A 23895-nucleotide genomic window follows, 5' to 3' on the forward strand; every position below is an offset into this window, starting at 1 on the left:
GTCACCTCCGCCGACCGGGGCTCTCTCTGCCCCCGGACCCAGCCGCGGCGGCGACACTCCCCCGAGCAACGCGCTGTGCGCGAGTACCGGCGGGCCAGGTCCGATGAAGAGATCACATCAGGCCACGCCAACAGATCGCTAACATGTGGCCAACGGTCCTGCGGTACGGCGCGACCGGGCGCGACACGGCGCGACATGGCACGGGGAGAAGGCGTTGAGCGAGCGGTGCGGACTGCGGTTCGGTCTGCTCGGGGCTCCCGCCGTGTACGACGCGGAGGGCGTGCCGCATCCCGTGCGCAGTGCGAAGGGGCGCGCGTTGCTGGCCGCGCTCCTCCTCGAACCCGACCGCGTCGTGTCCCTCGGCGCTCTGAAGGACGCCCTGTGGGGCGACTTCCCGCCCGTCTCGGCGCAGGCGTCCCTCCAGAACCATGTGACGCGGCTGCGGCGGCTCCTGGACGACCCGGGGCGGCTGCACGCGGTTCCGCCGGGGTACCGGCTGCGGGTCGGCGAGGACGAGTTGGACGTACGGGTCTTCGAGCGCCTCGTGGCACGGGCGCGGGCGGCGCACGCGGAGCGGGACTGGGCGCGGGTGGCGGAGTGCGCCACGGACGCGCTCGCGCTGTGGCGCGGCACGCCGTTGAGCGGGCTCCCCGACTCGCTGGACGGCCACCCGCTCGTACCGCGCCTGGAAGAGGCGCGGCTCCTCGCGCTGCAGTGGCGGTACGACGCCGAACTCGAACTCGGCACGGGGCTGACGGCGCTGGCACCCGAACTCGCGGCGCTGGTCGCGGAGCACCCCCTCCGTGAGGTCTTCCACCGCCAGCTGATGCTGGTGCTCCACCGCACGGGCCGCCAGGCGGAGGCTCTCGCCGTCCACCGCGAACTCCGCCGCCGCCTGATCGAGGAACTCGGCACGGAGCCGGGGGAGGCGGTACGGGAGGCGCACCGGGAGGTGTTGCGGGGGCGGGCGGCTGTGCCTGGGCCTGCGGCTGGAGCTTCTGCGGTGCGGGTGCCTGCGGCTGGGGCTTCTGCGGTGCGGGTGCCTGCGGCTCGGGTGCCTGCGGTGCGGGTGCCTGTAACTGTCGAGGCGGCGGCGGGGGTTGCGGAGCCTGATGCGACGGAGCCGGAAGCGTCTGCTGCTGCCGTGTCGGACGAGTCCACCGTGTCGGACGAGTCCACCGTGTCGGACGAGGCCACGGTGTCGGTCGAGTCCACCGGCCCCGCCGAAACCACCGGCCCCGCCGAGATCACCGGCCCGGCACAATTGCCCCCTGCTCCCGCCCACTTCACCGGCCGGGAGGAGGCCGTGCGGGAGCTGAGGCGCGCCCTGCGCGGCGGGGCACGCGTCGCTGTCGTGTCCGGGATGGCCGGGGTCGGGAAGAGTGCTCTCGCCGTGCACGTCGCGCACGCGTTGCGCGCGGAGTTCCCGGACGGGCAGCTCTACGTCAACCTGCGCGGCGCCACCCCCGGCATGACCCCGCTCACCCCCTCCCAGGCCCTCGCCACGCTCCTGCGCGACCTCGGTGCCGAACCCCGGCGTGCCCGGGACGGCGCCGAAGACCCCGCCGCCGCGAGCGCGTTGCTGCGGTCGCTGCTCGCGCCCACCCGCACCCTCATGGTCCTCGACGACGCCGCCACGGCCGCACAGGTGCGGCCCCTGCTGCCCGCGGGCGACGGGTGCGCGGTCGTGGTCACGAGCCGCTCCCCGCTGACCGCCCTCGACGGCGCGGAACGCTTCCCGTTGGAGCCGCTCTCCGACGGGGACAGCGCCGCGCTCCTGCGCGCCGTCTCCGGTCGTGCCGGGCTCGATGCCGGGCACCCCCTCGTCGAGCTCGCGGGCCGTCTCCCCCTCGCCCTGCGCATCGTCGCCGCCCGCCTCGCCGCCCGGCGTGCCCTCACCCCGGACGCCCTCGCCGAACTCCTCAAGGTCAGCGGTGGCCGCCTGCACCACCTCGAGTACGACGACCTGAGCGTGCGCCGCTCGCTCGCCGTCGCCCTCGACGCCCTGCGGACCTCCGAGCGTGAGACCGACCGCGACGCGGCCCGCGCCCTCGCCCGGATCGGCGCGCTCGACCTCCCCACGTACGGAGTGCCGCTCCTGGCCCGCCTGCTGGGCACCGACGAACTGCGCGCGGGCGCGGCCCTCGACCGCCTCGTCGACGTCGCCCTCCTCGACGAGACGTCCTACGGCCGCTACACCCCGCACGACCTCGTACGCGACTTCGCGAGGGAGACGGCGGCGGGCGCGGCCACGGAGACGGGCACGGCGACGGACACGGAGACGGGCAAGGCAATGGAGACGGGGGCGGGCAGGGGAACCGGCCCCGTAGGGATGGGTACGGGGGCGGGCCTCGTCGAGGAAGCCTTCCGGTGGTACGCGGAGTGCGCCCGCCGCACCCTCCTCGCCATCCTCCCGGACGGCCTCGACCGCACGGACCGCCTCCGCGGCGTGGACGCCGCGCTGACGCGCCCCGGCCTGCCCGCCCCCGACGAGGGCCCGCCCCTCACCGCCGAGTCCGCCTTCGCCTGGGGCGACACCGAACTCGCCAACGTCCTCGCCCTCACCGAACGGCACTCCGACTCCGCGGGCCTGCTCCCGGTCCTGGTCCGCTGTCTCTTCCCGTACCTCCAGCGCCGCGGCCGACTCACCGAACTCGCCGCACTCGGCACGCTCGCCCTGGACGCCGCCCGCCGCCAGGGCGACACCGCCGCCGAGGCGCAGGCCCTCACTGACGCCGCGGGCGTGCACTTCATGTCCGGCCGCAGCAGCGAGGCGCTGGCCCTGAACGACCAGGCCCTCACCCTCTGGCGCACACTCGGCTACGTGTCCTGCGTACGCCGCGGCCTCAACAACCGCGGCCTCCTCCTCGAAGGCCTCGGCCGGCACGCCGAGTCCGCCGAGTCCCTCCACCGGAGCCTGGACCTCGCCAGGGAACTCGCCGACCCGCTCAGCGAGGCGATCACCCTCAGCCATCTCGGCAACCTGTACGAGCACACGGACGCCCGCGCCGCCATCGCCCACCACGAACGCAGCCTCGCCATCGGCGACACCCTCGGGCACGCCGTCGTACGCCAGTCCGCCCACTGCAACATCGGCTACGCCCACCTCACCCTCGGCGAACCCGCCGCCGCCCTCGGCCACTTCGAGGAGAGCCTGCGACTGCACGGCGAGTACGAGGACTGGCACGGCGCCTCCCAGGCCCGCCTCGGTCTGGTCCGCGCCCTGCGCGGACTGTCCCGCACCGCGGACGCGACCCACGAGTGCGCCGCGCTGCTCGACCGCGCCGAACACCGCGGCGACACCCACATGACGGGCCTGGCCGGGCACCAGCGCGGGCTCCTCCTCCGGGCGGAGGGGCGCGAGGAGGAGGCGTACGAACAGTGGCGGACGGCGCTGGCGGCGCTGGACGGCACGGACAGCAGGGTGGCGGACGAACTCAGGACCCTGCTCGCGCAGTAGCGCTGCCTGGCAACTGGCAACTGGCAACCGGCCACCTGTTACTTCGCGTCCGCGTAGCACTCCACTTACTTCGCGTCCGCGTAGCACTCCACGATCGCCGTGGTGAACGGGAAGCGGACCGGTGTCTCCCCGAACGCGATCCGGCCCGCGAGATCCCCCGCCTCGCGCACGGCCAGCGCGACCGTCTCCGCCTCCTCGGCGGGGCAGTGCACGATGACCTCGTCGTGCTGGAAGAACACGAGCTCGGCCCGCAGCCCGCCCTCCGCGATCGTCCTTCGCAGGGCGGCCAGCATCAGGAGCGCCCAGTCCGCCGCGCTGCCCTGCACGACGAAGTTGCGCGTGAAACGGCCCCGCGCACGGGCGTTGGTGGAGGCGTACCCGGGAACGAACTCCCCGTCGCCGGAGCCGAATCCGCCCAAGTCACCCGGGTTGCCCGGACCGCTCGGTGCTTCCTCCTGCGGGATGCCCGCCTCGTCGTCCTCGCCCGCCCCCGCCGCCGGGGGACTCGTCCGGCCCAGCCAGGTCCGTACGAGCCTGCCCTCCTCGCCCGCCCTCGCCGCGTCGTCGACGTACGCCACGGCCAGCGGGAAACGGCGGCGCAGCGCGGCGAGATTCTTCAGGCCGTCGCCCGACGTCTGCCCGTACACCGCGCCCAGCAGCGCGATCTTCGCGTGGTCGCGGTCGCCGGAGAACGCGCGGTCCGAGAGGCGGGTGTACAGGTCCTCCTCGCTGCCCGCCACCTCCATCAGGCCCCGGTCCCGTGAGATCGCGGCGAGGACCCTCGGCTCCATCTGGTCGGCGTCGGCCACGACGAGCCGCCAGCCCGGGTCGGCGACGACGGCCCTGCGGATGACCTTCGGGATCTGCAGCGCGCCGCCGCCGTTCGTCGTCCAGCGGCCGCTGACGGAGCCGCCCGGGGTGTACTCGGGGCGGAAGCGTCCGTCGTGCACCCAGTCCTGGAGCCAGCTCCAGCCGTGGGCCGTCCAGATGCGGTACAGCTTCTTGTACTCGATCAGGGGCTTCACCGCCGGGTGGTCGAGCCCCTCCAGCTCCCAGCGCCGCGTCGACTTCACCCTGATGCCGGCCTGCGCGAAGGCCTTCACCACGTCGGCCGCCAGATCGGGGCGGACGCGGCGGCCGAACGCGGCGGACACGTCGTCGGCGAGCTCGGCGAGGCGGCGGGGTTCGCCCCGGCCCGCGTACCGCTCGCCGAGCAGTTCGTTCAGGAGCTGCCTGTGCACGTCGGCACGCCAGGGCAGCCCCGCCGCGTTCATCTCGGCGGCCACGAGCATGCCCGCGGACTCCGAGGCCGTGAGCAGCCGCATCCGGCCGGGGTGGGCGGTGGCGTCGTGTCTTCGCTGCTGCTCGGCGTGGACCTCGACGAGGTCGTCGACCGTGACGGGGACACCGCCGGGGCGCGGCTCGAAGAGGGAGTCCTGTGTGCCGGGCTCGGCGGCGCGGGGCGGGGGGTCCGGCGGCACGGGGGTGTTGCGGAGCCGGGCGAGCGCGGCGGCGGCGGAACGGGGCTCGCCGAGGCGGCCTTCGTGGCCGAGGAGGAGGAGTTCGGCGGCCTCGATGTCGTAGCAGCGGGGGACGCGGACGCCGGCGGCGAGGAGGCGGGGATAGATCTCGGCGGTGGACCGCCAGACCCATCGGTCGACGTCCGGGCGCGAGCGGACGGCTTCGGCGAGGTCGGGCTCCCGGACGGCGGGGCCCGCGGGCAGGGCGTCGCTGCCGAGGGGGACGAGGTCGGCGCCCCGTCCTTCCCCCACGGCGACGACCCACCGCTGACCACCCATGCACGGAGTCTCGCACCCACCACTGACATCGGGCGGGGACCGGGGGACACCCCTACTCCCACTGGACGGTGCGGGGCGAACGAGTGGGCGGGTGGGGAGCAAGCACCCGACGCGAAGCGGCGGGCCTGTGACCCCGCCCCGTCCGGAGGACCCCCGCTCGCGCGGCCGCAGACCCACTGCGAAGCTCAACGCATGCGAGTCGCGCTGGCACAGACCGACTGCGCCCTGGGAGACATCGGCCGGAACCTGGACACCGCACGGGACCACATCGCCCAGGCCGCGACCCAGGGCGCGGACCTCGTCGTCTTCCCGGAGCTGAGCCTGCACGGCTACCACCTGGGCGGCCTGAAGAAGGACACGTCGGTCACGACGGACGACCCGCGCCTGCTCGCCCTCTCCGCCCCCGGCGGCCCCGACGTCCTGGTCGGCCTCCACGAGCACACCAGCCTGCGCGCGTACAACACCGCGGCGTACTACACGGGCGGCCGCCTCCTCCACGTGCACCGGAAGCTGTACCTCCCCAATTACCTGGCCTGGGAGGAACGCAAGCACGTGAGCCCCGGCCAGCACCTGCGCGCGTACGATCTGCCCGGCGGGCACGGCCGCGCCGCCACCCTCGTCTGCAACGACGCCTGGCAGCCCGTGCTGCCGTGGCTCGCCGTGCAGGACGGGGCCGAGGTCATCGTCGTACCGACGAACAGCGCGGCGAGCCTGGACCCGGAGGCGATGGACACCGGTCTGTACTGGGACACACTGCTCTCGTACACCGCCCGCATGCTCCAGTGCTGGGTCGTCTTCGTGAACCGCGTCGGCAACGAGAACGGCGCCTCCTTCTGGGGCGGCTCCCGCGTCGTCGACCCGCGCGGCACGGTCGTCGCGCAGGCCCCGAAGTGGGAGCCGGGGCTGGTGACGGTCGACATCGACGTACACGAGGCGCGCAGACAGCGCCGCGCCGTACCGCTCGTCGCGGAGGCGCGGCTCGGCCTGGTGGACCGTGAGGTGCGGCGGCTGATCGACGAGGGCGGCGACAGCTGATCCATCCACAGCCTGTGGATGGAGCGGGTGGGGTCGCTCCGCCCGCGCCGCCTACCCTGATCCCATGGATTCGGTGATCGACAGAGCGTTCGCGGCGGCGCTGTACGGCGACGGCGACGACGGTCTCGACACCGGCGCGTCCCTCCTCGCCGCCGCCCCCGAAACGGACGCCGACCTGCGCAGACGCGGGGAGGAGTACCTGCATAGGGCCTGGCGGCACGGCTGGCAGCCCGCCGATGTGCTGCGTCTCGTCCGACGCGACCTGGACGACCCGCACGTACGCCTCGCCGCGGACCTCATCCGCGCCCAGACCGCCCGCTACGCCCATCTGCCGCCCCGCTGGCCCGCCCAGCTCGCCGACCTCGACGCGAACACCGGGCCCGGAGGCGATCACAGGGACCGGTTCACCCGCGCCACCGTCCACCTCCAGCTGTACCGCCTCCTCCTGCGCCTCCCCCCGATCGAACCGGCGGGCCCCCTGCCCGGCGACACCGTCCCGGGACCGGTCCACGGCGAGCCCCGCACGCTCACCCGTATCCGCGCCCTCCTCGCCAAGGCCGAGGCGACCGGCTACCCGGAGGAGGCCGAGGCGCTCACCGCCAAGGCGCAGGAGCTGATGGCACGGCACTCGCTCGACGACGCGCTGCTCGCGGCCCGCACCCGCGCGAAGGACGTCCCGACGGCGTGCCGGATCGGCGTGGACGCCCCGTACGAGACGGCGAAGGCGATCCTGCTCGACGCCGTCGCCGCCGCGAACCACTGCCGCGCGGTGTGGAACGAGGCGTACGGCTTCTCGACCGTCGTCGGTTTCGACGCCGACCTGGAGTCGGTCGAGCTTCTCCACACCTCCCTGCTCGTGCAGGGCACCGCCGCGATGACCAGGGCGGAGGCCGGGCAGCGCGCCGCGGGACGCAAGCGCACGAAGACGTTCCGGCAGGCCTTCCTGATGGCGTACGCGCACCGCATCGGCGGCCGGCTCGCGGAGGCGGGCGAGCACGCGGTGCGGGAGGCGGCGACCGAAGCGGCGGAGGCGTCCCGGGACGCGGCGGCGCTGCTCCCCGTCCTCGCCGCCCGCGACGTCGCCGTCACGGACCACGCGGAGCGGATGTTCCCCGAGACGACCACGACGCGCGTACGAGGAGTGACGGACGCCGAGGGCTGGCACCACGGCACGGCCGCCGCCGACCGCGCCCACGTCACCCCGCGCGACCGCGGCCCCGCACTGCCCTGACCCGGCGCCCACGCCTCTACTTCAAGAAGTCCGAGCAGACGTACGGGCCCGACTCCGCGCCCTCCGCGGCCCGCACCGTCACCCGCACGTCGTCCGGCCGGGTCCGCCCGCGCTTGTCCAGGACCGCCTGCGCGCGGGCCAGGCTGCACACGAGCTGGCCGGTGAGGTTGCGGTCGTCCAGTGCGGTGGGGTCGAGGAGGATGTCGGGGACGCTCACCGTGAGGTGGTCGCCCTTGCCCGTGACGTCGAACCGGCCGCCCTCCACCAGCGTGGTCAGCCCGGCCTGCTGCTCCGCCTTCGAGGGGCCGGACATCAACAGCTTGATGACGTCTGCCGGTACGCGGACCGCGCGCGTACGGGTGACCCCTTCCAGCCGGCCCGTCTCGGAGACGAAGTAGATCCGCAGGCCCTTGGTGAGCCCGCCCGCCGCCTCGCCCGCGTCCACCACACCGGTGGGCCGCACCCCGCACCCCGCGAGGACCAGTCCGGCCAGGACCGCGGACAGGCCCGCGCGTACGTACCTCATCCCGCGGCCCCTTCCCCGCTCCCCCCGGCCCCTTCCCCTCATCCCCCGGCCCCTTCTCCGCGCCGCCACGGCATCCGCAGTGTGAACACCGCGCCGCCGTCCGGCCTGTTGGCCACCTCGATCGTGCCCCCGTGCAGCCGCGCGTTCTCCAGCCCGATGGCCGTGCCCAGACCGCTGCCCTCCGAGCGGGTCCGCGCGCTGTCCGCCTTGTAGAAGCGGTCGAAGACATGGGGGAGCACGTCGGGGGCGAGGCCCGGACCGCGGTCGGCGACCTCCACCGTCACCCAGTCGCCCCCGGGCGACGCCGCCAGCGTCACCGTCACCGGCTCCGCCCCGTGCCGCAGCGCGTTCCCGACGAGGTTCGCGACGACCACATCGATGCGGCGCGGGTCGACCACCGCCCGTATGCCGTCAGGGAGTTCGACCCGTACCCGTTCCGTCCAGCCGCGCAGCGCCAACGTGTTCCGCACCGTCCCCGCGAGGTCGACCTCGCCGACGTTGAGGCGTGCCGCGCCCGAGTCGAAGCGGGACATCTCCATCAGGTCGTCCACGAGCCGGGAGAGCCGTGCCGTCTCAGCGCTGACCGTGCGGGCGGCGTGTGCCGCGTCCGGCGGGAGCCGGTCCGCGTCCTCGTCGAGGACGGTGGCGACCATCGTCATCGCGGCGAGCGGTGTCCGCAGCTCGTGCGAGACGTCGGCGACGAACCGCCGCGCCTTCGCCTCCTGCTCGCGCAACTCGGCGACGGACGTTTCGAGCGCCTCGGCGGTGTGGTTGAAGTCCCGTGCGAGGTCGGCGAGTTCGTCCCGGCCCTTCGGAACGGTGACCCGCGAGGTCAGGTCCCCGGCGGCGTGCCTGCGGGTCGCCCGCCCCAGTTCCCGTACGGGTCGCAGCACCGTGCGGGCGGCGAGCAGCGCGAGCGCGACGGTGAGCAGCAGCACCGGCAGCAGACCGTCCCGCACCGCGTCGAGGATGCCCGCCGTGTCGTCCTGCTCGGCGCGCAGCGAGCTGATGGCGTAGACGTCGAGCCCGGACGGTGTCCCCGAGTCGAAGGTGACCGGCGTGCCGACCACCAGGTAGGGGCTGCCGTGCCGGTCGACCCGCTGGAGGCTCATCCGGTTGTGGGTGCGGACGGCGTCGCGGAGTGCGCGGGAGATCCGCGTACGGTCGGCCGACGCGTCCGACGACGCCCGCAGCGTGCGGTACTCGGCGACGACCACCGTGTCCCCGAGCCCGTCCGCGATCCCCGTCGCGAAGCGGGTGAGGGAGACCTCGTCGGGCGGCACGGCGAGGTCGGCGGCGGCCTGGTCGACGCGGTTCCTGAAGTCGGTGCGCACGGCGTCCTGCTTGCGTTCCAGGACGGCGTTGCGGGACTCGCGGTAGGCGAGCCCGGTGGCGGTGACCGCGCTGACGACCGCGACGAGCACGAACCCGATGAGGAGCCGCCCCCGCAGCCCGCCCCACACCTTCCACGGCGCCCGCGGATTCGGCGCGTCCTTTCGGGGCCCGGATCCCCGTCTCATACCGGCCCGAACCGGTACCCGAAGCCCCGCACCGTCTGCACGAACACCGGCCGGGCGGGCACGTCCTCGATCTTGGCGCGCAGCCGCCCGACCGCCGCGTCCACGAGCCGCGAGTCCCCGAGGAAGTCGTGCTCCCACACCGAGCGCAGCAGCTGTTCGCGGCTGAACACCTGCCCCGGCGACGCGGAGAGCTCCAGCAGGACCCTCAGTTCGGTGGGGGGAAGCGGGATCGGCGTGCCGCGCTTGGACACGGTGAGTCCGGCACGGTCGATGACGAGTCCGGCGTACGTGTCCTCGCCGGGCCGCACCCGCACCGGTTCGGCCCGCCGCAGCGCCGCCCGTATCCGCGCCTCGAGGACGGGCGCGGTCACGGGTTTGACCACGTAGTCGTCGGCGCCCGCCTCCAGGCCCCGCACGATGTCGCTGTCGTCGCCGCGCGCGGTCAGCATGATGACGGGGATCGTCGACCCCGAGGCGCGGATCCGTCGGCAGACCTCGAAGCCGTCGATGCCGGGCAGCATCAGGTCGAGGACGGCGAGTTCGATGTCCTGCCCCGCGGGCCTGGCGAGCAGCGCGAGGGCGTCCTCACCGGTGGCGGCGGTGTCGACGGCGTACCCGTGACGGCGCAGCACGAGCTCCATTCCGTCGCGCACGGACGCGTCGTCCTCGATCAGCAGGACGTGGGGGACTCGGGGCATGCCGACGATTATGGGCGAGGGTTTGCCCGGTTCAGGGCGGGTCGGGGCGGGGATCCACGCCGGACGGGGCATTGTTACGTGCTCATCATGTGGCGTTACGCGTCCATCACGCGCCCGTGCAGCGGCCACCATGTGGCGGCGGCACATTGCGGCCATGAACAAGTGCTCCCACACGGCAACGGGCGCGACCGCCCGGCGCCGCCTCCGCCTCGCCGGCCTCGTCGCCCTCCCCGTCCTGGTGTTCTCGACCGCCTGCGGGGGTGACGGGGACGGCGACGGTGGTGGGGCGAAGGACGCCGGTGTCGCCTCGGTGCCCGACGAGTCCGGCGCGCAGGGCCAGGGCAAGGGCGAGGACGAGTCGAAGGAGAAGGGCGAGGCCGACGGGAAGGGCGCGGGCAAGGGTGCCTTCTACGACGCCCAGCTCGAGTACGTCCAGTGCATGCGCTCCAAGGCCGGTCTGAAGGACTACCCGGACCCCCTGCTGAGCGGCTACCTCGACTGGCCGAAGATCGACGAGCTCGTCGACCCGGATGGGGGCGGCGAGGAGTACAAGGGCGGCAAGGACGGCGTCTGTGCCCCCGAGCTGCGGGCCGCCATGAACCTGGAGCCCGAGCGCGACGCCCAGAAGGACTACGAGTCGATGCTCGCGCACGCCACGTGCATGCGGGAGAACGGCATGACGAAGTTCGCCAACCCGACCATGTCCGGAGGCAACGTCATGCCGGGCGGCGAGCCGAACCCGACGGACCCGTCGATGGACCGCCGCTCGCCCGCGTACAAGGCGGCCCGCGAGGCCTGCAAGGACAAGCTCCTCGAAGGCCTGGACGGAATGCAGTGATGCGACGCCGTACGGGGCTTCTTCTGGGCGCGGCCGTACTCACCGCCGCGGCGGCCGGGGCCGCTCTCCTCACCGTCACCTCCGACGAGTCGGGCGCGGGAAGCGGGGACGCCGCGCCCCCTGCCGCCACCGCCGAGGTCACCCGCACCGACCTCGTGCGGTCCGAGACGGCCGACGGGAAGATCGACTTCGCGGGACGGCGTGCCGTGAAGTCGCCGGTCGAGGGGACGGTGACGGTCGCCGCGCGGGAGGGCGCCACCGTCGCGCGCGGAGAGACCCTCTACGAACGGGACGACAAACCGGTGACGCTCATGTACGGGCCCGTACCGGCGTTCCGGGAGATGAAGGCGGGCGATCGCGGCAGCGACGTGCTCCAGCTGGAGCGCAACCTGGCCGCCCTCGGCTACGGAACGGGCCTCTACGTAGACCCGCGTTACGACGCCGCGACCGAGGCCGCCGTCAAACGGTGGCAGAAATCCCTCAACCGCACACCGACGGGCCGGGTCGGCGAGGGAGACGTGGTCTTCCAGCCCGACCGGGTCAAGGTGGTCTCCGCGGACGCGGCGCTCGCGGACCAGGTGGGACCCGACGGTCCGGTCCTCACGGTCGCCTCGACGCAGCCGGTCGTACGCGCCGAGCTCGACGAGTCCGACGCGCAGTTGACCGCGCGGGGCACCAAGGTCGAGGTCACGCTGCCGAGCGGCAGAACGGAACCGGGCCGCGTCTCGGGCACGGCACGACCGGAGGAGCAGGACGGGGCCGGGGGAGGCGGGTCCGGCGACGGCATCACGGTCGAGGTCACGCTGGACGGGGGCCGGTCGGCCGCGGCGGGCGAGGACGCGAAGGCCACGGCGACCGTGAAGTTCGTGAGCGAGTCCCGCGAGAACGTCCTCACCGTCCCGGTGGAGGCTGTGGTGGCCCTGCGCGGCGCGCACGGCGGCTACGGCCTCCAGACGGTCAGCGGCGGCACCTCGCGCATGGTGCGGGTGAAGACGGGCATGACCGCCGACGGCAGGATCGAGGTCAGCGGCTCCGGCATCACGGAGGGGACGAAGGTCGGGGTGGCGACGCCATGACGAAACCCACGACTACGAAGCATGCGACTACGAAGCATGCGGCTTCGAAGCGCACGACTACGAAGCATGCGACTACGAAGCATGCGACTACGAAGCATGTGACCTCCCTGGTCGAACTCCGGGACGTCACCAAGGCGTACGCCGGGGGCGTCCACGCCCTGCGCGGCGTGAACCTCACCGTCCGCGCGGGCGAGCTCCTCGCGATCGTCGGGCCATCCGGCTCCGGCAAGTCGACGATGCTGAACGTCATCGGCACGCTCGACAAGCCCACGTCCGGCACGGTCCGCGTCGCGGGCCACGACGTGGGCGCACTCTCCGATGCCCGCCTGTCGGCGCTGCGCGCCCGCCACATCGGCTTCGTCTTCCAGCACTTCCACCTCGCGGCGGGCCGCGACGCGGTCGACAACGTCGCGGACGGACTGCTCTATGCGGGCGTGCCCCTCAAGAAGCGCCGCGCCCGCGCCCGCGCGGCGCTGGAACGGGTCGGGCTCGGCCACCGCCTCGGCCACCGGCCCGCCGAACTGTCCGGCGGCGAGAAGCAGCGCGTGGCGATCGCCCGCGCACTCGTGGGCGAGCCGTCCCTCCTCCTCGCGGATGAGCCGACGGGCGCCCTGGACACGGCGTCCGGCGCGGTGGTCATGGAGCTGCTCCACGAGCTCAACGCGACCGGCACGACGGTCTGCGTGATCACGCACGACCACGACATAGCCGCCGCCCTGCCGCGCCGCGTCCGTTTCCGGGACGGCGAAATCGTGACGGACGCGGCCCGATGACCGAAGAAGGACCGATGACAGGAGAAAGGGCAAGGGACCGGGTGAAGCCCGCCCGCCTCTCACCCGGCGACATCCTGCGCGTCGGCGCGGTGGGCCTGCGCGCCCGCCGCACCCGGGTCGTCCTCTCCGCGCTCGGCATCGCGATCGGCATCGCCACGATGGTCGCGGTCGTCGGCCTCTCCCAGTCCAGCAAGTCGGACCTGATGGCGAAGCTCGACCGGCTCGGCACGAACCTCCTCACCGCGGAGGCGGGCAAGGACGCGGTGGGCCGGCACGTGCCGCTGCCCAAGTCGGCGGTGGCGATGGTGGAGCGCATCGGTCCGGTCCGGCACGCCACGGCCACAGGGAACGTGGACACCCGCATCCGTCGCAGTGATGTCGTCCCCCAGGAACGGACGGCGGGCGTGACGGCGCAGGCGGCCCGCACCGACCTCCTGACGGCCCTCAACGCGCGCGTAAGGCAGGGCCGGTGGCTGGACCGGGCCGGCGAGCGGCTTCCCGTCACCGTTCTCGGTTCGGTGGCGGCGGAACGGCTCGGCGTCCGGGCCCCCGGCGAGAAGATCATGATGGGCGACTCGTACGTGGTCGTCGTCGGCATCCTGGAGCCGGTCGAGCTGGTCCCGACGCTGGACCGCGTCGCGCTGGTCGGCTTTCCGGCGGCCGAGAAGTACTTCGGCTTCGACGGACACCCGTCGATGATCTTCGAGCGGTCGCCCGACGGCACGGTGGAGGACGTACGGGAGGTCCTGGCCCGCACGGTCAGCCCCGGTGACGAGGGCTCCGTGAAGGTCTCGCGCCCCTCGGACGCGCTGGCCGCGAAGGCGGCGACGGACGAGGGCCTGACGGCACTCATGCTCGGCCTGGGCGCTGTGGCGCTGCTCGTCGGGGGCGTCGGGGTCGCCAACACGATGGTGATCTCCGTCCTGGAGCGTCGCGCGGAGATCGGTCTGCGCCGCGCGCTGGGCGCCACGAAGGGGGCGATACGTCTCCAGTTCCTGACGGAGTCCCTGCTCCTGTCGGCGCTGGGCGGGGCGGTGGGCGCGGTGCTCGGGGCGGCGGCGACGTACGCGTTCGCGCTGAGCCGGGAGTGGGTACCGGTGGTGCCGCCGTGGTCGCTGACGGCGGGTTTCGCGGCGACGCTGGTCATCGGCATGGTGGCGGGCCTCTATCCGGCGGTACGGGCGGCACGGCTGCACCCGACGGTGGCGCTCAACGCAACGTGACCCGCTCCGCGGGCGCCCCCTCACGCTTCCCTCTGACCCCGCCCTCTCATGCTCCCCTTTCTCGCTCCGCCCGATATGCCCCGTATCATCACAGAGTGACCTGGCTCCGCGCGCTGAAAGAGACAGCTCGCGCGGGCCTGACCGTCGAGCGCAAACGTCTGGAACCCCTCGTCGCCCTGCGCGGCGCCGCCGGCCTCGCCGTCGTCATCGGCCTCAGCCTCACGCTGTTCGGGCCCGCGGTGGCGGCGAGCTCCGCGTTCGGCGCGTTCCAGGCGGCCATCGCCACGTTCCAGCGCAGCTGGCGGCCGCGGCCCGAACTGGCGCTCGCCTCCGGCACGAGCCTCGCCGTCTCGACCTTCCTCGGCTACCTCACCGGTTCCCATCTGCTCCTCTTCCTCGCCCTGCTCTGCCTGTGGACGTTCCTGGCGGGCATGAGCTGGGCGGCGGGACCCACGGTCGGCATCATCGCGTCGTCCAACGTCGCGATCATGCTGGTGACGGTCACGATCCCGACGTCCGTCGCCGCGGCGGCGGGCCACGCGGCGATGATGATCGTGGGCGGCTGCGTGCAGGCGGCGCTGGTGATCCTCTTTCCGGTACGCCGATGGGGCGCCCACCGGGACGCGCTGGCGGACGCGCTGGCGGCCGAGGCGGACTACGCGCGCCGGCTCCGCCACGATCCCGTGGCCCCGTTCGACCCCGAACCCCTCATGGCGGCGCGCGACGCGGCGACGATCACCGCACGTCAGGCCCGCACGCGCCCCGCCGAGCTGCACGGGGCGCGGGGCGTCGCCGAACGCATCCGCCCGGTGCTCGCCTCCCTGGCGGACCCGGCGGTGGGCGTCCCCGTGGAGGGCAAGGAGCGGGACCGGGTCAGGGAACTCCTGGCGGCGGCGGGCGCGGTCCTGGACGCGGCGGCGCGGGCGATCCGGCACGGCGAGCCGGTCAAGATCCCCCCGGAGGCGGAGGCCGCGCTCCGGACCCCGGACACGGGGGCGATCCTCACGGGCCCGGCGTACCGCGCGGCAACCCGCCTGGGCGCGCTCCTGAAGGACGTCCTGGAAACAGCGGGCACCTCCAACACCCCAACGCCCCCTTCACCCCCGCCCCCTGCGCCTGCGGGGCCTGCGCCTGCGGAGCCCGCTCCTGCTGGGCCTGCGCCTGCGGGGCCTGCGTCTGCGGGGCCTGCTCCTGCGGAGCCCGCTCCTGCGGAGCCTGCGTCTGCGGGGCCTGCTCCTGCGGAGCCCGCTCCTGCGGAGCCCGCTCCTGCCGGGCCTGCTGCCGCGGAGTCTGCTCCTGCGGGGCCTGCTCCTGCCGGGCCTGCTGCCGCGGAGTCTGCTCCTGCGGAGCCCGCTGTCGTGGATCCCCCTCCCACCGGCCGCGCCCCCGCAGACCCCCCTCCCACCCCTCCTCCCCCCGCAGAGTCCGCACCTCCGAAGGCGGCCCCCGCCACGGCCCCCGGGGCCGACCCCGACACAGCCCACAGGGCCGCCCCCACCACGGCCCCCGGGGCCGCCCCCGGCACAGGCCCTGCCGCGGCCCCCGACACAGCCCCCGGCACCGCCCCCACCCCAGCCCCCGCCGTGCCCCACGCCCCCCTCCTCCGCCCCACCCTCTTCGCGCTGGTCCCTGCCGCGATCCGGGCCGTGCGGGGGGAGTTGCGGCACGAGTCGCCGATCACTCGGCATGCCATCCGCGTGACCGCCGTGGCCGCCGCCGGGTATCTGCTCGGGCACTTGCTGCCCCTCGGGCACGGCTACTGGGCCCCCATGGCCTCCGTCATGGTGATGCGGCCCGACTTCTCCCAGACGTACTCCCGCGCGGTCGCCCGTTTCGGCGGCACCCTCGTCGGCGTCGCCCTCGCCACGGGCCTCGTCCAGCTCGCCCACCCCGGCACCGGCCTCTCCGCCGCGCTCGCCGTGCTCTGCGCCGGGATGATGTACCTGCTGATGCGCACCGGACAGGTCGCGGCCCAGGCCTGCGTGGCCGCGTACGTCGTCTTCCTGCTCGGCATGGGCGGCCAGCAGTGGACGCAGACCGTCCCGGAGCGCGTCGTCCTCACCCTGCTCGGCGGCGTCCTCGCGATGATCGCGTACGCCCTCTACCCCGCCTGGGAGACCCCCCGCCTCCGCACCCGCCTCGCCGACTGGCTGATCGCCGACGGCCGTTACGCGGCCGCCGTCGTCGACCGCTACGCCCACCCCGCCGGCAAGGCCTGTCCCGACGTCCGCGAGGCTCTGCTCGCCGCCCGCGACGCCCGCGTCGCCTGGCAGGAAGCCGTCGACCGGGCCAAGAACGAGCCGGTGCGCCACCGCGGCCTCTCCCGCGCCGCGGCCGCCGACGCGGAGGAGACCCTCGCCCAACTGGGCCGCGTCGCCATGCTGATGGAGGCGCACCTGCCGGAGCGCGGCGACACCCCCGTCCCCGCGGCGGCCCGCCTCGCCGAGGCGCTGCGCAAGTCGACCGAGCAGGGCGCCAAGGCGTTGCGCGAACGCCGGGTGCCCAAATGGGAGGCGGTCCGCGCCGCACTGGACGAGTGGGACGGCGAGGGCGTCCCCGACCGCGTGGTCCGCAGAGGCGCGGGGCTGCTCCTGGAGACCCTCGACGAACTGTCCGACGCCCTGGACACCTCGCCTCCGCCGATGCTGGTCGACGGTACGTCGACGAAGCGCCCGGACGACGACGGGCCGCGGAACCCGGAGGGTCCCGCGGCCCGTTGAAGGCACAGAGTGGGTACGACAGGTACGGCAGGTACGGCACTGCCTCAGGTGCCGCCGCTCAGGACTGCGGCATTCCCGCCGTCGGCAGCCCCTCGGGGAGCTTGCCGCCCTCCGTCTTCAGGAACTCGTCCGTGCCCGCACTGCCCCAGGCGACCTTCATCGACTTGGCGTCCACGGACTCGATCCGGCCCGCCGTACGGTCCCCGTCGCCCTTCGGGCACTTGAGGGAGAGCGTCTGCGAGCCCGTCTCGCCGCCCACGCTGCCGTTGCACAGCACGTCCTCGCCGAGGAGCGTCGCCGTCTTGCCCTCGACCGCGAGGACGAGCGGCTTCCCACCGGACGTGGCGATCCACGAACCCTCCAGGCTGCCGCCCTTCGAGCCGGAGCCACCGGACCCACCGGAGCCGCCGTCGGACGAACCCGAGGAACCGGACGAGCCCGACGAGCCCGACGATCCGCGGTCCTTCTTGCCGCCACCGCCACCGCCATCGCCGTCCCCGTCACTCCCGCACCCGCTCAGCACCAGCGCAGCGGCGAGGCCCGCCACCGCCGTACCGAGCACCCGGCCATTACGGACGTACGTACGCACTTGAAGTCCCCCTGGTCGACGCAGTGTGCGCCGGGCGGTCACGGCCCGGCCAAATCGCGCGCCAAGCTACCAGGACGACTTGCGCACGCCGGGGAGAAATCCGGCGTGCGCTTGCTCACGCAGGTTGACCCTCGACAGCCCGAACGCCCCGACGTATCCGCGCGGGCGCCCGTCGACGCTGTCCCGGTTCCGTACCCGCGTCGCGCTCGCGTCCCGCGGCTGCCGCGCCAACTCCCTTCGTGCAGCGAGCCGTTGCTCCGGAGACGTGCCCGGCCTGCGGATGAGTTCCTTGAGCTCCGCACGCCTCGCCGCGTACCGCGCGACGATCACGCGCCGCTGCTCGTTCTTCGCGATCTTGCTCTTCTTGGCCATCAGATCCTCACCCCGCGCGCACGGATCCTGGCGACGGCCGCCTCGATCCCGATGCGGTCGACGGTCCTGATCCCCTTCGTGCTGAGCCGCAGCCGCACGTACCGGCTCTCGCTCGGCAGCCAGTACCGCTTGCGCTGGACGTTGGGGTCGAAGCGGCGGGACGTACGCCGATGCGAGTGGGAGATGTTGTTGCCGAAGCGGGGTTCCGCTCCGGTCAGCTGGCAGTGGGCGGACAAGGTGACGCACCTCTCGGTCGGAAAGCGGCGATGGACAGGACTCCCTGTTGAAAACGAGAGTCATTTTCATATACTAGCCCCATGGCCCGCAACGAACTCCGCCCCGTCATCAAGCTCCGCTCGACGGCAGGGACCGGCTATACGTACGTCACCCGTAAGAACCGGCGGAACAACCCCGACCGCCTCACCATCCGCAAGTACGACCCCATGGCCCGCCGCCACGTCGACTTCCGAGAGGAGCGCTGACCGTCATGCGCAAGGACATCCACCCCCCGTACGGCCCGGTCGTCTTCCGTGACAAGGCCGCGGGCTTCGCCTTCCTCACCCGCTCGACGGCGGCGGGGAGCGAGACCGCGACCGGCGGCAGGACGATCGAGTGGGAGGACGGCCACACCTACCCCGTGATCGACGTCGAGGTCTCGTCCGCGAGTCACCCCTTCTACACGGGCACGTCCCGTGTGATGGACACGGCGGGCCGCGTCGAGCGCTTCGAGCGCCGGTTCGGCAAGCGCTGATGGCACCCACGGACCCGCCGCCCATGGACTCGTCGCTCCCCATGGACTCGTCGCGCCGTATGGACGTCGTGATCGTCGGCGGTCTGCACGCGGTCGCCCGCAAAGCGGCCGTCGACGAGCTCCTCGCGACCGTCCCCGACAGCGTGGCCCTCCACCACGACCTGTCGACCGCCGTGCACGGCACCGTCGTCCGCACGGTCCGCGACACCACCGGCGTGCTCTCCACCGGCGACGCGCCCCTCGTCAACGACTGCGCGTGCTGCGCGCTCCGCGAGGACCTGATGCCCGAGCTGGACCGCCTCGCGGACGCGGGCCTCACCCGGCTCGCGGTCGTCGAGCTGTGGGACTCGGTCGAGCCCAAGGCGATGGCCGAGGTCGTCGCCGCGCACGCCGGGGACGCCCTCGTCCTCAGCGGCGTCGTCACGGCCGTCGACCCGGCGCTGCTCCTGCCCTGCCTGAGCAACGGCGACGACCTCATGGACGCCGGTCTCGCCGCCGCCCCGAGCGATCAGCGCACCGTCGCCGACACCTGGGCGCGCCAGCTCGAGTACGCACCCGTGCTCGCCGTGGCGGAGGGCGACGACGCCGACGGCGCCGAGCCGGACGACGAGGACCGCGCCCTCCTCGCCCAGCTCCACCCCACGGCGCGACAGGTGCCGGTCGGGCGGGGCGAGCTGGCCGCCGCCGCCCTCGCCGGGTTCGACGTCGAGGCCGCCGCGGCGGCGCAGCATCCCGCCTGCGCACTGCTGCCGGCCGAGGCGGACGCGTGCGGGGTCGTGACCCTCGTATGGCGCAGGGAGCGGCCGTTCCATCCGGAGCGGCTGTACGACGCGCTGGAGGACCTGACCTGCGCCGCCGCCCGTAGCCGGGGCCGGTTCTGGCTCGCCGACCACCCGGACACGCTGCTCGGGTGGGACGCGGCGGGCGGCGCGCTCTGCGTCGAGAGCGCCGGGCCGTGGCTGGCCTCGCTGCCGGACGCCGCGTGGGAGATGGTCCCGCCGGTGCGCCGCGCGGCCGCCGCCCTCGACTGGCATCCGGAGCACGGCGACCGCTGCAACCACCTGGTGTTCACCTCGCCGGGCCTGGATCGCGACGGACTCGAACAGGTCCTGGAGTCCTGCCTGTTGACGGACGAGGAGTACGCCGCCGGGCGCGACGCCTGGAGACACCTGCCCCCCGCCTTCGACACCCTCCTGGAGGTCTGACCTTGTCCCCGCGCAAGCCCCCGCGCCCGCAGAAGCCGAAGCCCAACCCCCTGGACCAGGCCGGGATCACGTACGTCGACTACAAGGACACGGAGCTGCTCCGCAAGTTCATCTCGGACCGGGGCAAGATCCGCAGCCGCCGGGTGACGCGTGTGACGGCCCAGCAGCAGCGGCGGATCGCCGCGGCGGTCAAGAACGCCCGCGAGATGGCGCTCCTGCCGTACGGGTCGCCTCGCTGACCGGACCTGTTCTCCCCGCACCGGCCTCCTGCCGGCACCTCCGGGTGCCGCAGGGGGCCGGTCTCGTGTCCGAGGGAACAGGAAGGGCGCCGCGTGCGTCTCTTCCTGTGCGAGGTACCGACAGGCTTACGAGGTACCGACAGGCCTGCGAGGTTTCGACAGGCCGACGAGGTGCCGGCAGGGCTGTAATCAGGGGAACACCCGGCGTGCACGTGCATCTGCCCATGCATCTGCATGTGAACACAGCTATGATCCGGGACAGTTGACCACTGCATCTAGAGCCACACACGGCACCGCATGACCCGGGGAGCGACCTGTGCACCACGCGTTTAACGGCATGGCGGCCACGGAGCTTCACGGGGTCGTCTGGCAGAAGAGCAGACACAGCAACTCGCAGGGCTCGTGCGTGGAGTTCGCGAAACTGCCGGGCGGCGACGTCGCCGTGCGCAACTCGCGGTTCCCGGGCGGCCCGGCGCTCGTCTACACGCGCGCCGAGATCGAGGCGATGCTGCTGGGGATGAAGGACGGGGAGTTCGACCACCTGATAGGCGGCTGACTCGACCCGGACGGGCAGTGGCGCCGGCCCTGGCGGCCGGCGCCGTTCGCGCGGTCCCGGGCTCAGCCCAGGCTGAACAGCGCCCAGACCACCTTGCCGCGCAGCGCGCCGGCGAGCGGGTGCCAGCCCCAGCTGTCGCTGAACGAGTCCACGAGGAACAGGCCCCGCCCGGACTCCGCGGAGAAGTCGTCGTCCGTGTCGCGCGCGACCGGGCTCTCGTCACTGGGGTCGCGCACCGCGCACACGAGCCGCGTCGCCCAGTGCATCAGGTGCAGCCGCACCGGCGGCTCCTGGTGATCGCGCGGGGTGTCGGCGGGCAGCGCGTGCCGCAGCGCGTTGGTGACGAGTTCGGAGACCACCAGCGCGATGTCGTCGAACCGCTCGTCGAGGTCCCACTGGCCCAGTGTCTTGCGGGTGAACTGCCGGGCGCTGCCCACTGCTTCGTAGCGGGCGGGGAGGGCGACGGAGGCCGCGTCCGAGACGGCGGAGGGGTCGATCGGAGGTAGCCCCTGCCTTAACGGCTCGAGCATGGTCGATCCATTCGTCCCCATGCGAGGCACTCCCCGGTTTCGCGGTACGTAGCGATGGAGCGGTGGCGCGGTCGGTCGCCGATGGTGCGGTGGTACGCGGTCGGTACAGCAGTGGCGCGCGGACCATGGTTCCGAATGCGCACAGCAGATGCAAGGGCAGATGCACGTGCACGCGCCGGACTTGGTCGATCCCGTGCCACTTCTTGCCCATTTCTTCCCGCGACTTCTTGAGGAGACCTTTCGGACCGTTTCTGTTTCTGTAACCGGACGTGTACCGCCCGAAGCGTTTAATGGCAGACTGCTGGCTTCCAGTCGATCGGGAGGATTGAGCGAAGTGACCGCAGGGGAGTCGAGCGGCTCGGTGGTACGGCGCATCCTGCTGGGCTCGCAGCTGAGGCGGCTCAGGGAATCCCGCGGCATCACCCGCGAAGCGGCCGGGTACTCCATCCGTGCCTCCGAATCGAAGATCAGCCGCATGGAGTTGGGACGGGTGAGCTTCAAGTCCAGGGATGTCGAGGACCTGCTGACGCTCTACGGCGTCACCGACGACGCCGAGCGCGGCGCGCTGCTCTCGCTCGCCAAAGAGGCCAACCTCACGGGCTGGTGGCACAGTTACTCGGACGTCCTGCCCGGCTGGTTCCAGACATACATCGGTCTCGAGGGCGCGGCCTCGCTCATCCGCGTCTACGAAGTCCAGTTCGTGAACGGCCTGTTGCAGACCGAGGCGTACGCGCACGCGGTCGTCGCCCGTGGCATGAAGGGCGCGAGCCGGGCCGAGATCGACCGCCGCGTCGCCCTGCGCCTCGAACGCCAGAAGCTCCTCACCTCCGAGCACGCGCCCCGCTTCCACTGCGTCCTCGACGAGGCCGCGCTCCGGCGTCCGTACGGCGACCGCGAGGTGATGCGGGGACAGATCCAGCACCTCATCGAGATCTCCGAGCGCCCCAACGTCACCCTCCAGGTCATGCCGTTCAGCTTCGGCGGGCACGCCGGTGAGAGCGGCGCCTTCACCATGCTGAGCTTTCCGGAGTCCGACCTCTCGGACGTCGTGTACGTGGAGCAGCTCACCGGCGCCCTCTACCTCGACAAGGCGGAGGAAGTCGCCCAGTACGAGCGGGTGGTCGCGCAGCTGCAGAAGGACAGCCCCGATCCGGTCGGAAGCCGGGATCTTCTTCGCGGTCTGCTCCAACTCACCTGAAACATAAGTACTATGACGCGAGATCAGGTGTCTGCTTCCGTTTGCGGCCGTCTGCTGCCGCGGCAAGGGGTCCGCTCATGTCCTTCTTCACCGACCTGGCTCATCAGTACATCGACGGGGAGTGGAAGGCCGGGTCGGGTTCCTGGGACATCATCGACTTCAATCCGTACGACGGGGAGAAGCTGGCGTCCATCACGGTCGCCACGGCGGACGAGGTCGACCAGGCCTACCGCGCGGCCGAGCGGGCGCAGCGGGACTGGGCGGAGACGAACCCCTACGCGCGCCGTGCCGTGTTCGAGCGTGCCCTGCGGATCGTCGAGGACCGCGAGGAGGAGATCGGCGAGGCCATCGTCGCCGAGTTGGGCGGCACCCGCCTCAAGGCCGCCTTCGAGCTCCACCTCACCAAGGAGTTCCTGCGCGAGGCCATCCATCTCGCCCTGCGCCCCGAGGGCCGCGTCCTGCCGTCCCCGGACGAGGGCAAGGAGAACCGTCTCTACCGCGTCCCGGTCGGCGTGGTGGGCGTCATCAGCCCCTTCAACTTCCCGTTCCTCCTGTCGATCAAGAGCGTCGCTCCCGCCCTCGCCCTCGGCAACGCCGTGGTGCTGAAGCCGCACCAGAACGCGCCGGTGCTCGGCGGCAGCCTGGTGGCCAAGGTCTTCGAGGACGCGGGCCTGCCGGCCGGCCTGCTCAACGTGGTGATCACGGACATAGCCGAGATAGGCGACGCCTTCCTCGAGAACACCGTGCCGAGCGTCATCTCCTTCACCGGCTCGGACCGCGTGGGCCGGCACGTCGCGACGGTCTGCGCCTCGCACTTCAAGCGCTCCATCCTGGAGATGGGCGGCAACAGCGCGCTGATCGTCCTGGACGACGCCGACATCGACTACGCGGTCGACGCGGCGGTCTTCAGCCGCTTCGTGCACCAGGGCCAGGTCTGCATGGCCGCCAACCGCATCCTCGTGGACCGGTCCGTGCTGGCGGAGTTCACCGAGAAGTTCGTCGCCAAGGTCGCGGGCCTGAAGGTCGGCGACCCGGCCGACCCCGCCACCCACATCGGCCCGCTCATCAACTCCTCGCAGGCGGACGCCGTCACGGCTGTGGTCGAGCAGGCCGTCGCGGCCGGCGCGAAGGCGCTGCTGCAGGGGCGCACCGACGGCAACCTGGTCGCCCCCTCGGTCCTCACCGACCTCCCCGAGGACTCCCCGGTCCTCACGCAGGAGATCTTCGGCCCCGTCGCCCTGCTGCTGCCCTTCGACGGCGAGGACGAGGCGGTCCGCATCGCCAACGACACTCCGTACGGGCTGAGCGGCGCCGTGCACACCGCCGACACCGAGCGCGGCGTACGCATCGCCAAGCGCGTCAGGACCGGCATGATCCACGTGAACGACGGCACCGTGCACGATGAGCCGATCGTGCCGTTCGGCGGCGAGAAGAGCAGCGGCCTCGGACGGCTGAACGGTGAGTCGACGGTGGACGCGTTCACCACGCAGAAGTGGATCTCGGTGCAGCACGGCAGGTCGCGCTTCCCGTTCTGATCCGCCTCAGTCGTCCGTGGG

General features: G+C 72.9%; 23 protein-coding genes. 15 read left to right on the forward strand and 8 right to left on the reverse strand.

Annotated features, from left to right (window positions below; genetic code table 11):
- Window positions 1-214: 214 nt before the first annotated feature.
- The gene (locus tag DEJ47_RS20855; protein ID WP_150170508.1) at window positions 215-3460 is read left to right on the forward strand and encodes an AfsR/SARP family transcriptional regulator; all 3246 of its coding nucleotides are present in this window, start codon (window positions 215-217) and stop codon (window positions 3458-3460) included.
- A 65-nt stretch (window positions 3461-3525) separates the two neighbouring features.
- Here DEJ47_RS20855 and DEJ47_RS20860 read toward each other — a convergent pair whose 3' ends face one another.
- A complete protein-coding gene (locus DEJ47_RS20860; protein WP_150170510.1) occupies window positions 3526-5259 on the reverse strand; it encodes a bifunctional 3'-5' exonuclease/DNA polymerase in 1734 nt (577 codons plus the stop codon).
- Window positions 5260-5451: 192 nt separating this feature from the next.
- On the opposite strand from DEJ47_RS20860, the gene DEJ47_RS20865 reads away from it, so the two are divergent.
- Both DEJ47_RS20865 and DEJ47_RS20870 read left to right on the forward strand, forming a co-directional pair.
- Window positions 5452-6294: a nitrilase-related carbon-nitrogen hydrolase gene (locus DEJ47_RS20865; RefSeq protein ID WP_150170513.1), complete on the forward strand. Its 843-nt coding sequence runs from the start codon at window positions 5452-5454 to the stop codon at window positions 6292-6294.
- A gap of 64 nt (window positions 6295-6358) precedes the next feature.
- Window positions 6359-7525 carry a DUF2786 domain-containing protein gene (locus DEJ47_RS20870; RefSeq protein WP_150170515.1) on the forward strand — a complete coding sequence of 389 codons (1167 nt, stop codon included), beginning with the start codon at window positions 6359-6361 and terminating at the stop codon, window positions 7523-7525.
- Window positions 7526-7541: 16 nt separating this feature from the next.
- On the opposite strand, the gene DEJ47_RS20875 is transcribed toward DEJ47_RS20870, so the two are convergent.
- Genes DEJ47_RS20875 through DEJ47_RS20885 form a run of 3 tightly spaced genes read right to left on the reverse strand, consistent with a single transcriptional unit; the run spans window position 7542 to window position 10269 of the window.
- Window positions 7542-8051, reverse strand: a complete 510-nt coding sequence (locus DEJ47_RS20875) for a GerMN domain-containing protein (RefSeq protein WP_150170517.1) — start codon at window positions 8049-8051, stop codon at window positions 7542-7544.
- 38 nt (window positions 8052-8089) lie between these two features.
- Entirely contained in the window at window positions 8090-9571 is a 1482-nt protein-coding gene (locus tag DEJ47_RS20880; RefSeq protein WP_150170519.1) for a sensor histidine kinase, read from the reverse strand.
- Window positions 9568-10269 carry a response regulator transcription factor gene (locus DEJ47_RS20885; protein WP_150170521.1) on the reverse strand — a complete coding sequence of 234 codons (702 nt, stop codon included), beginning with the start codon at window positions 10267-10269 and terminating at the stop codon, window positions 9568-9570. The genes DEJ47_RS20880 and DEJ47_RS20885 overlap by 4 nt, the downstream gene beginning before the upstream one ends.
- A gap of 154 nt (window positions 10270-10423) precedes the next feature.
- Between DEJ47_RS20885 and DEJ47_RS20890 the strand changes: the two genes are divergently transcribed.
- The 5 genes from DEJ47_RS20890 to DEJ47_RS20910 all read left to right on the forward strand — a co-directional run bounded on the left by DEJ47_RS20890 (window position 10424) and on the right by DEJ47_RS20910 (window position 16899).
- The gene (locus DEJ47_RS20890) at window positions 10424-11107 is read left to right on the forward strand and encodes a hypothetical protein (protein WP_150170523.1); all 684 of its coding nucleotides are present in this window, start codon (window positions 10424-10426) and stop codon (window positions 11105-11107) included.
- Entirely contained in the window at window positions 11107-12183 is a 1077-nt protein-coding gene (locus DEJ47_RS20895; RefSeq protein ID WP_150170525.1) for an efflux RND transporter periplasmic adaptor subunit, read from the forward strand. The genes DEJ47_RS20890 and DEJ47_RS20895 overlap by 1 nt, the downstream gene beginning before the upstream one ends.
- Window positions 12184-12281: 98 nt before the next feature.
- Window positions 12282-12956, forward strand: coding sequence for an ABC transporter ATP-binding protein (locus DEJ47_RS20900; protein ID WP_223828429.1), 675 nt, complete (start codon window positions 12282-12284; stop codon window positions 12954-12956).
- A gap of 14 nt (window positions 12957-12970) precedes the next feature.
- Window positions 12971-14179, forward strand: a complete 1209-nt coding sequence (locus DEJ47_RS20905; RefSeq protein ID WP_223828430.1) for an ABC transporter permease — start codon at window positions 12971-12973, stop codon at window positions 14177-14179.
- Between the two features lie 95 nt (window positions 14180-14274).
- Window positions 14275-16899 carry an FUSC family protein gene (locus DEJ47_RS20910; protein WP_150170531.1) on the forward strand — a complete coding sequence of 875 codons (2625 nt, stop codon included), beginning with the start codon at window positions 14275-14277 and terminating at the stop codon, window positions 16897-16899.
- Between the two features lie 58 nt (window positions 16900-16957).
- Here the strand turns inward: DEJ47_RS20910 and DEJ47_RS20915 are convergent, their stop codons facing one another.
- The 3 genes from DEJ47_RS20915 to rpmB all read right to left on the reverse strand — a co-directional run bounded on the left by DEJ47_RS20915 (window position 16958) and on the right by rpmB (window position 18096).
- Complete coding sequence (locus tag DEJ47_RS20915; protein ID WP_150170533.1) at window positions 16958-17488, reverse strand: hypothetical protein; 531 nt, start codon at window positions 17486-17488, stop codon at window positions 16958-16960.
- A gap of 66 nt (window positions 17489-17554) precedes the next feature.
- Window positions 17555-17860 carry a 30S ribosomal protein S14 gene (rpsN, locus tag DEJ47_RS20920; protein WP_150170535.1) on the reverse strand — a complete coding sequence of 102 codons (306 nt, stop codon included), beginning with the start codon at window positions 17858-17860 and terminating at the stop codon, window positions 17555-17557.
- Window positions 17860-18096, reverse strand: a complete 237-nt coding sequence (rpmB, locus tag DEJ47_RS20925; RefSeq protein WP_150170537.1) for a 50S ribosomal protein L28 — start codon at window positions 18094-18096, stop codon at window positions 17860-17862. The genes rpsN and rpmB overlap by 1 nt, the downstream gene beginning before the upstream one ends.
- A gap of 81 nt (window positions 18097-18177) precedes the next feature.
- On the opposite strand from rpmB, the gene rpmG reads away from it, so the two are divergent.
- From rpmG to DEJ47_RS20950, 5 genes are all read left to right on the forward strand, one after another.
- Window positions 18178-18342, forward strand: a complete 165-nt coding sequence (rpmG, locus tag DEJ47_RS20930; RefSeq protein ID WP_150170539.1) for a 50S ribosomal protein L33 — start codon at window positions 18178-18180, stop codon at window positions 18340-18342.
- A 5-nt stretch (window positions 18343-18347) separates the two neighbouring features.
- Window positions 18348-18611 (forward strand): type B 50S ribosomal protein L31, encoded by a 264-nt coding sequence (locus tag DEJ47_RS20935; RefSeq protein ID WP_150170541.1) that lies wholly within the window; start codon window positions 18348-18350, stop codon window positions 18609-18611.
- Window positions 18611-19816: a CobW family GTP-binding protein gene (locus DEJ47_RS20940; protein WP_398336551.1), complete on the forward strand. Its 1206-nt coding sequence runs from the start codon at window positions 18611-18613 to the stop codon at window positions 19814-19816. Before DEJ47_RS20935 ends, DEJ47_RS20940 begins: the two co-directional genes overlap by 1 nt.
- A gap of 2 nt (window positions 19817-19818) precedes the next feature.
- Window positions 19819-20055, forward strand: a complete 237-nt coding sequence (rpsR, locus tag DEJ47_RS20945; protein WP_150170543.1) for a 30S ribosomal protein S18 — start codon at window positions 19819-19821, stop codon at window positions 20053-20055.
- 316 nt (window positions 20056-20371) lie between these two features.
- On the forward strand, window positions 20372-20611 hold the full coding sequence (locus DEJ47_RS20950; RefSeq protein ID WP_223828431.1) for a DUF397 domain-containing protein: 240 nt from the start codon (window positions 20372-20374) through the stop codon (window positions 20609-20611).
- Between the two features lie 62 nt (window positions 20612-20673).
- On the opposite strand, the gene DEJ47_RS20955 is transcribed toward DEJ47_RS20950, so the two are convergent.
- Window positions 20674-21162 carry an ATP-binding protein gene (locus DEJ47_RS20955; protein WP_150170545.1) on the reverse strand — a complete coding sequence of 163 codons (489 nt, stop codon included), beginning with the start codon at window positions 21160-21162 and terminating at the stop codon, window positions 20674-20676.
- Window positions 21163-21475: 313 nt separating this feature from the next.
- On the opposite strand from DEJ47_RS20955, the gene DEJ47_RS20960 reads away from it, so the two are divergent.
- Complete coding sequence (locus DEJ47_RS20960; RefSeq protein WP_150170547.1) at window positions 21476-22339, forward strand: helix-turn-helix domain-containing protein; 864 nt, start codon at window positions 21476-21478, stop codon at window positions 22337-22339.
- Window positions 22340-22416: 77 nt separating this feature from the next.
- Window positions 22417-23874 carry an aldehyde dehydrogenase family protein gene (locus DEJ47_RS20965; protein WP_150170549.1) on the forward strand — a complete coding sequence of 486 codons (1458 nt, stop codon included), beginning with the start codon at window positions 22417-22419 and terminating at the stop codon, window positions 23872-23874.
- The last annotated feature ends 21 nt before the right edge of the window (window positions 23875-23895 follow it).

It is taken from the genome of Streptomyces venezuelae (assembly GCF_008642355.1).
In the GTDB taxonomy this organism is placed as follows: Bacteria; Actinomycetota; Actinomycetes; order Streptomycetales; family Streptomycetaceae; genus Streptomyces; species Streptomyces venezuelae_B.

Excerpts from the sequence above, each read along its gene's own strand:
- DEJ47_RS20905 (WP_223828430.1), top strand. The coding sequence starts at position 12,971 with ATGACAGGAGAAAGGGCAAGGGACCGGGTGAAGCCCGCCCGCCTCTCA.
- DEJ47_RS20885 (WP_150170521.1), bottom strand. The coding sequence starts at position 10,269 with ATGCCCCGAGTCCCCCACGTCCTGCTGATCGAGGACGACGCGTCCGTG.
- rpsN (WP_150170535.1), bottom strand. The coding sequence starts at position 17,860 with ATGGCCAAGAAGAGCAAGATCGCGAAGAACGAGCAGCGGCGCGTGATC.
- DEJ47_RS20895 (WP_150170525.1), top strand. The coding sequence starts at position 11,107 with ATGCGACGCCGTACGGGGCTTCTTCTGGGCGCGGCCGTACTCACCGCC.
- DEJ47_RS20935 (WP_150170541.1), top strand. The coding sequence starts at position 18,348 with ATGCGCAAGGACATCCACCCCCCGTACGGCCCGGTCGTCTTCCGTGAC.
- DEJ47_RS20955 (WP_150170545.1), bottom strand. The coding sequence starts at position 21,162 with ATGGGGACGAATGGATCGACCATGCTCGAGCCGTTAAGGCAGGGGCTA.
- DEJ47_RS20875 (WP_150170517.1), bottom strand. The coding sequence starts at position 8,051 with ATGAGGTACGTACGCGCGGGCCTGTCCGCGGTCCTGGCCGGACTGGTC.
- DEJ47_RS20860 (WP_150170510.1), bottom strand. The coding sequence starts at position 5,259 with ATGGGTGGTCAGCGGTGGGTCGTCGCCGTGGGGGAAGGACGGGGCGCC.
- DEJ47_RS20890 (WP_150170523.1), top strand. The coding sequence starts at position 10,424 with ATGAACAAGTGCTCCCACACGGCAACGGGCGCGACCGCCCGGCGCCGC.
- DEJ47_RS20865 (WP_150170513.1), top strand. The coding sequence starts at position 5,452 with ATGCGAGTCGCGCTGGCACAGACCGACTGCGCCCTGGGAGACATCGGC.
- DEJ47_RS20940 (WP_398336551.1), top strand. The coding sequence starts at position 18,611 with ATGGCACCCACGGACCCGCCGCCCATGGACTCGTCGCTCCCCATGGAC.
- DEJ47_RS20965 (WP_150170549.1), top strand. The coding sequence starts at position 22,417 with ATGTCCTTCTTCACCGACCTGGCTCATCAGTACATCGACGGGGAGTGG.
- rpmG (WP_150170539.1), top strand. The coding sequence starts at position 18,178 with ATGGCCCGCAACGAACTCCGCCCCGTCATCAAGCTCCGCTCGACGGCA.
- DEJ47_RS20880 (WP_150170519.1), bottom strand. The coding sequence starts at position 9,571 with ATGAGACGGGGATCCGGGCCCCGAAAGGACGCGCCGAATCCGCGGGCG.
- DEJ47_RS20870 (WP_150170515.1), top strand. The coding sequence starts at position 6,359 with ATGGATTCGGTGATCGACAGAGCGTTCGCGGCGGCGCTGTACGGCGAC.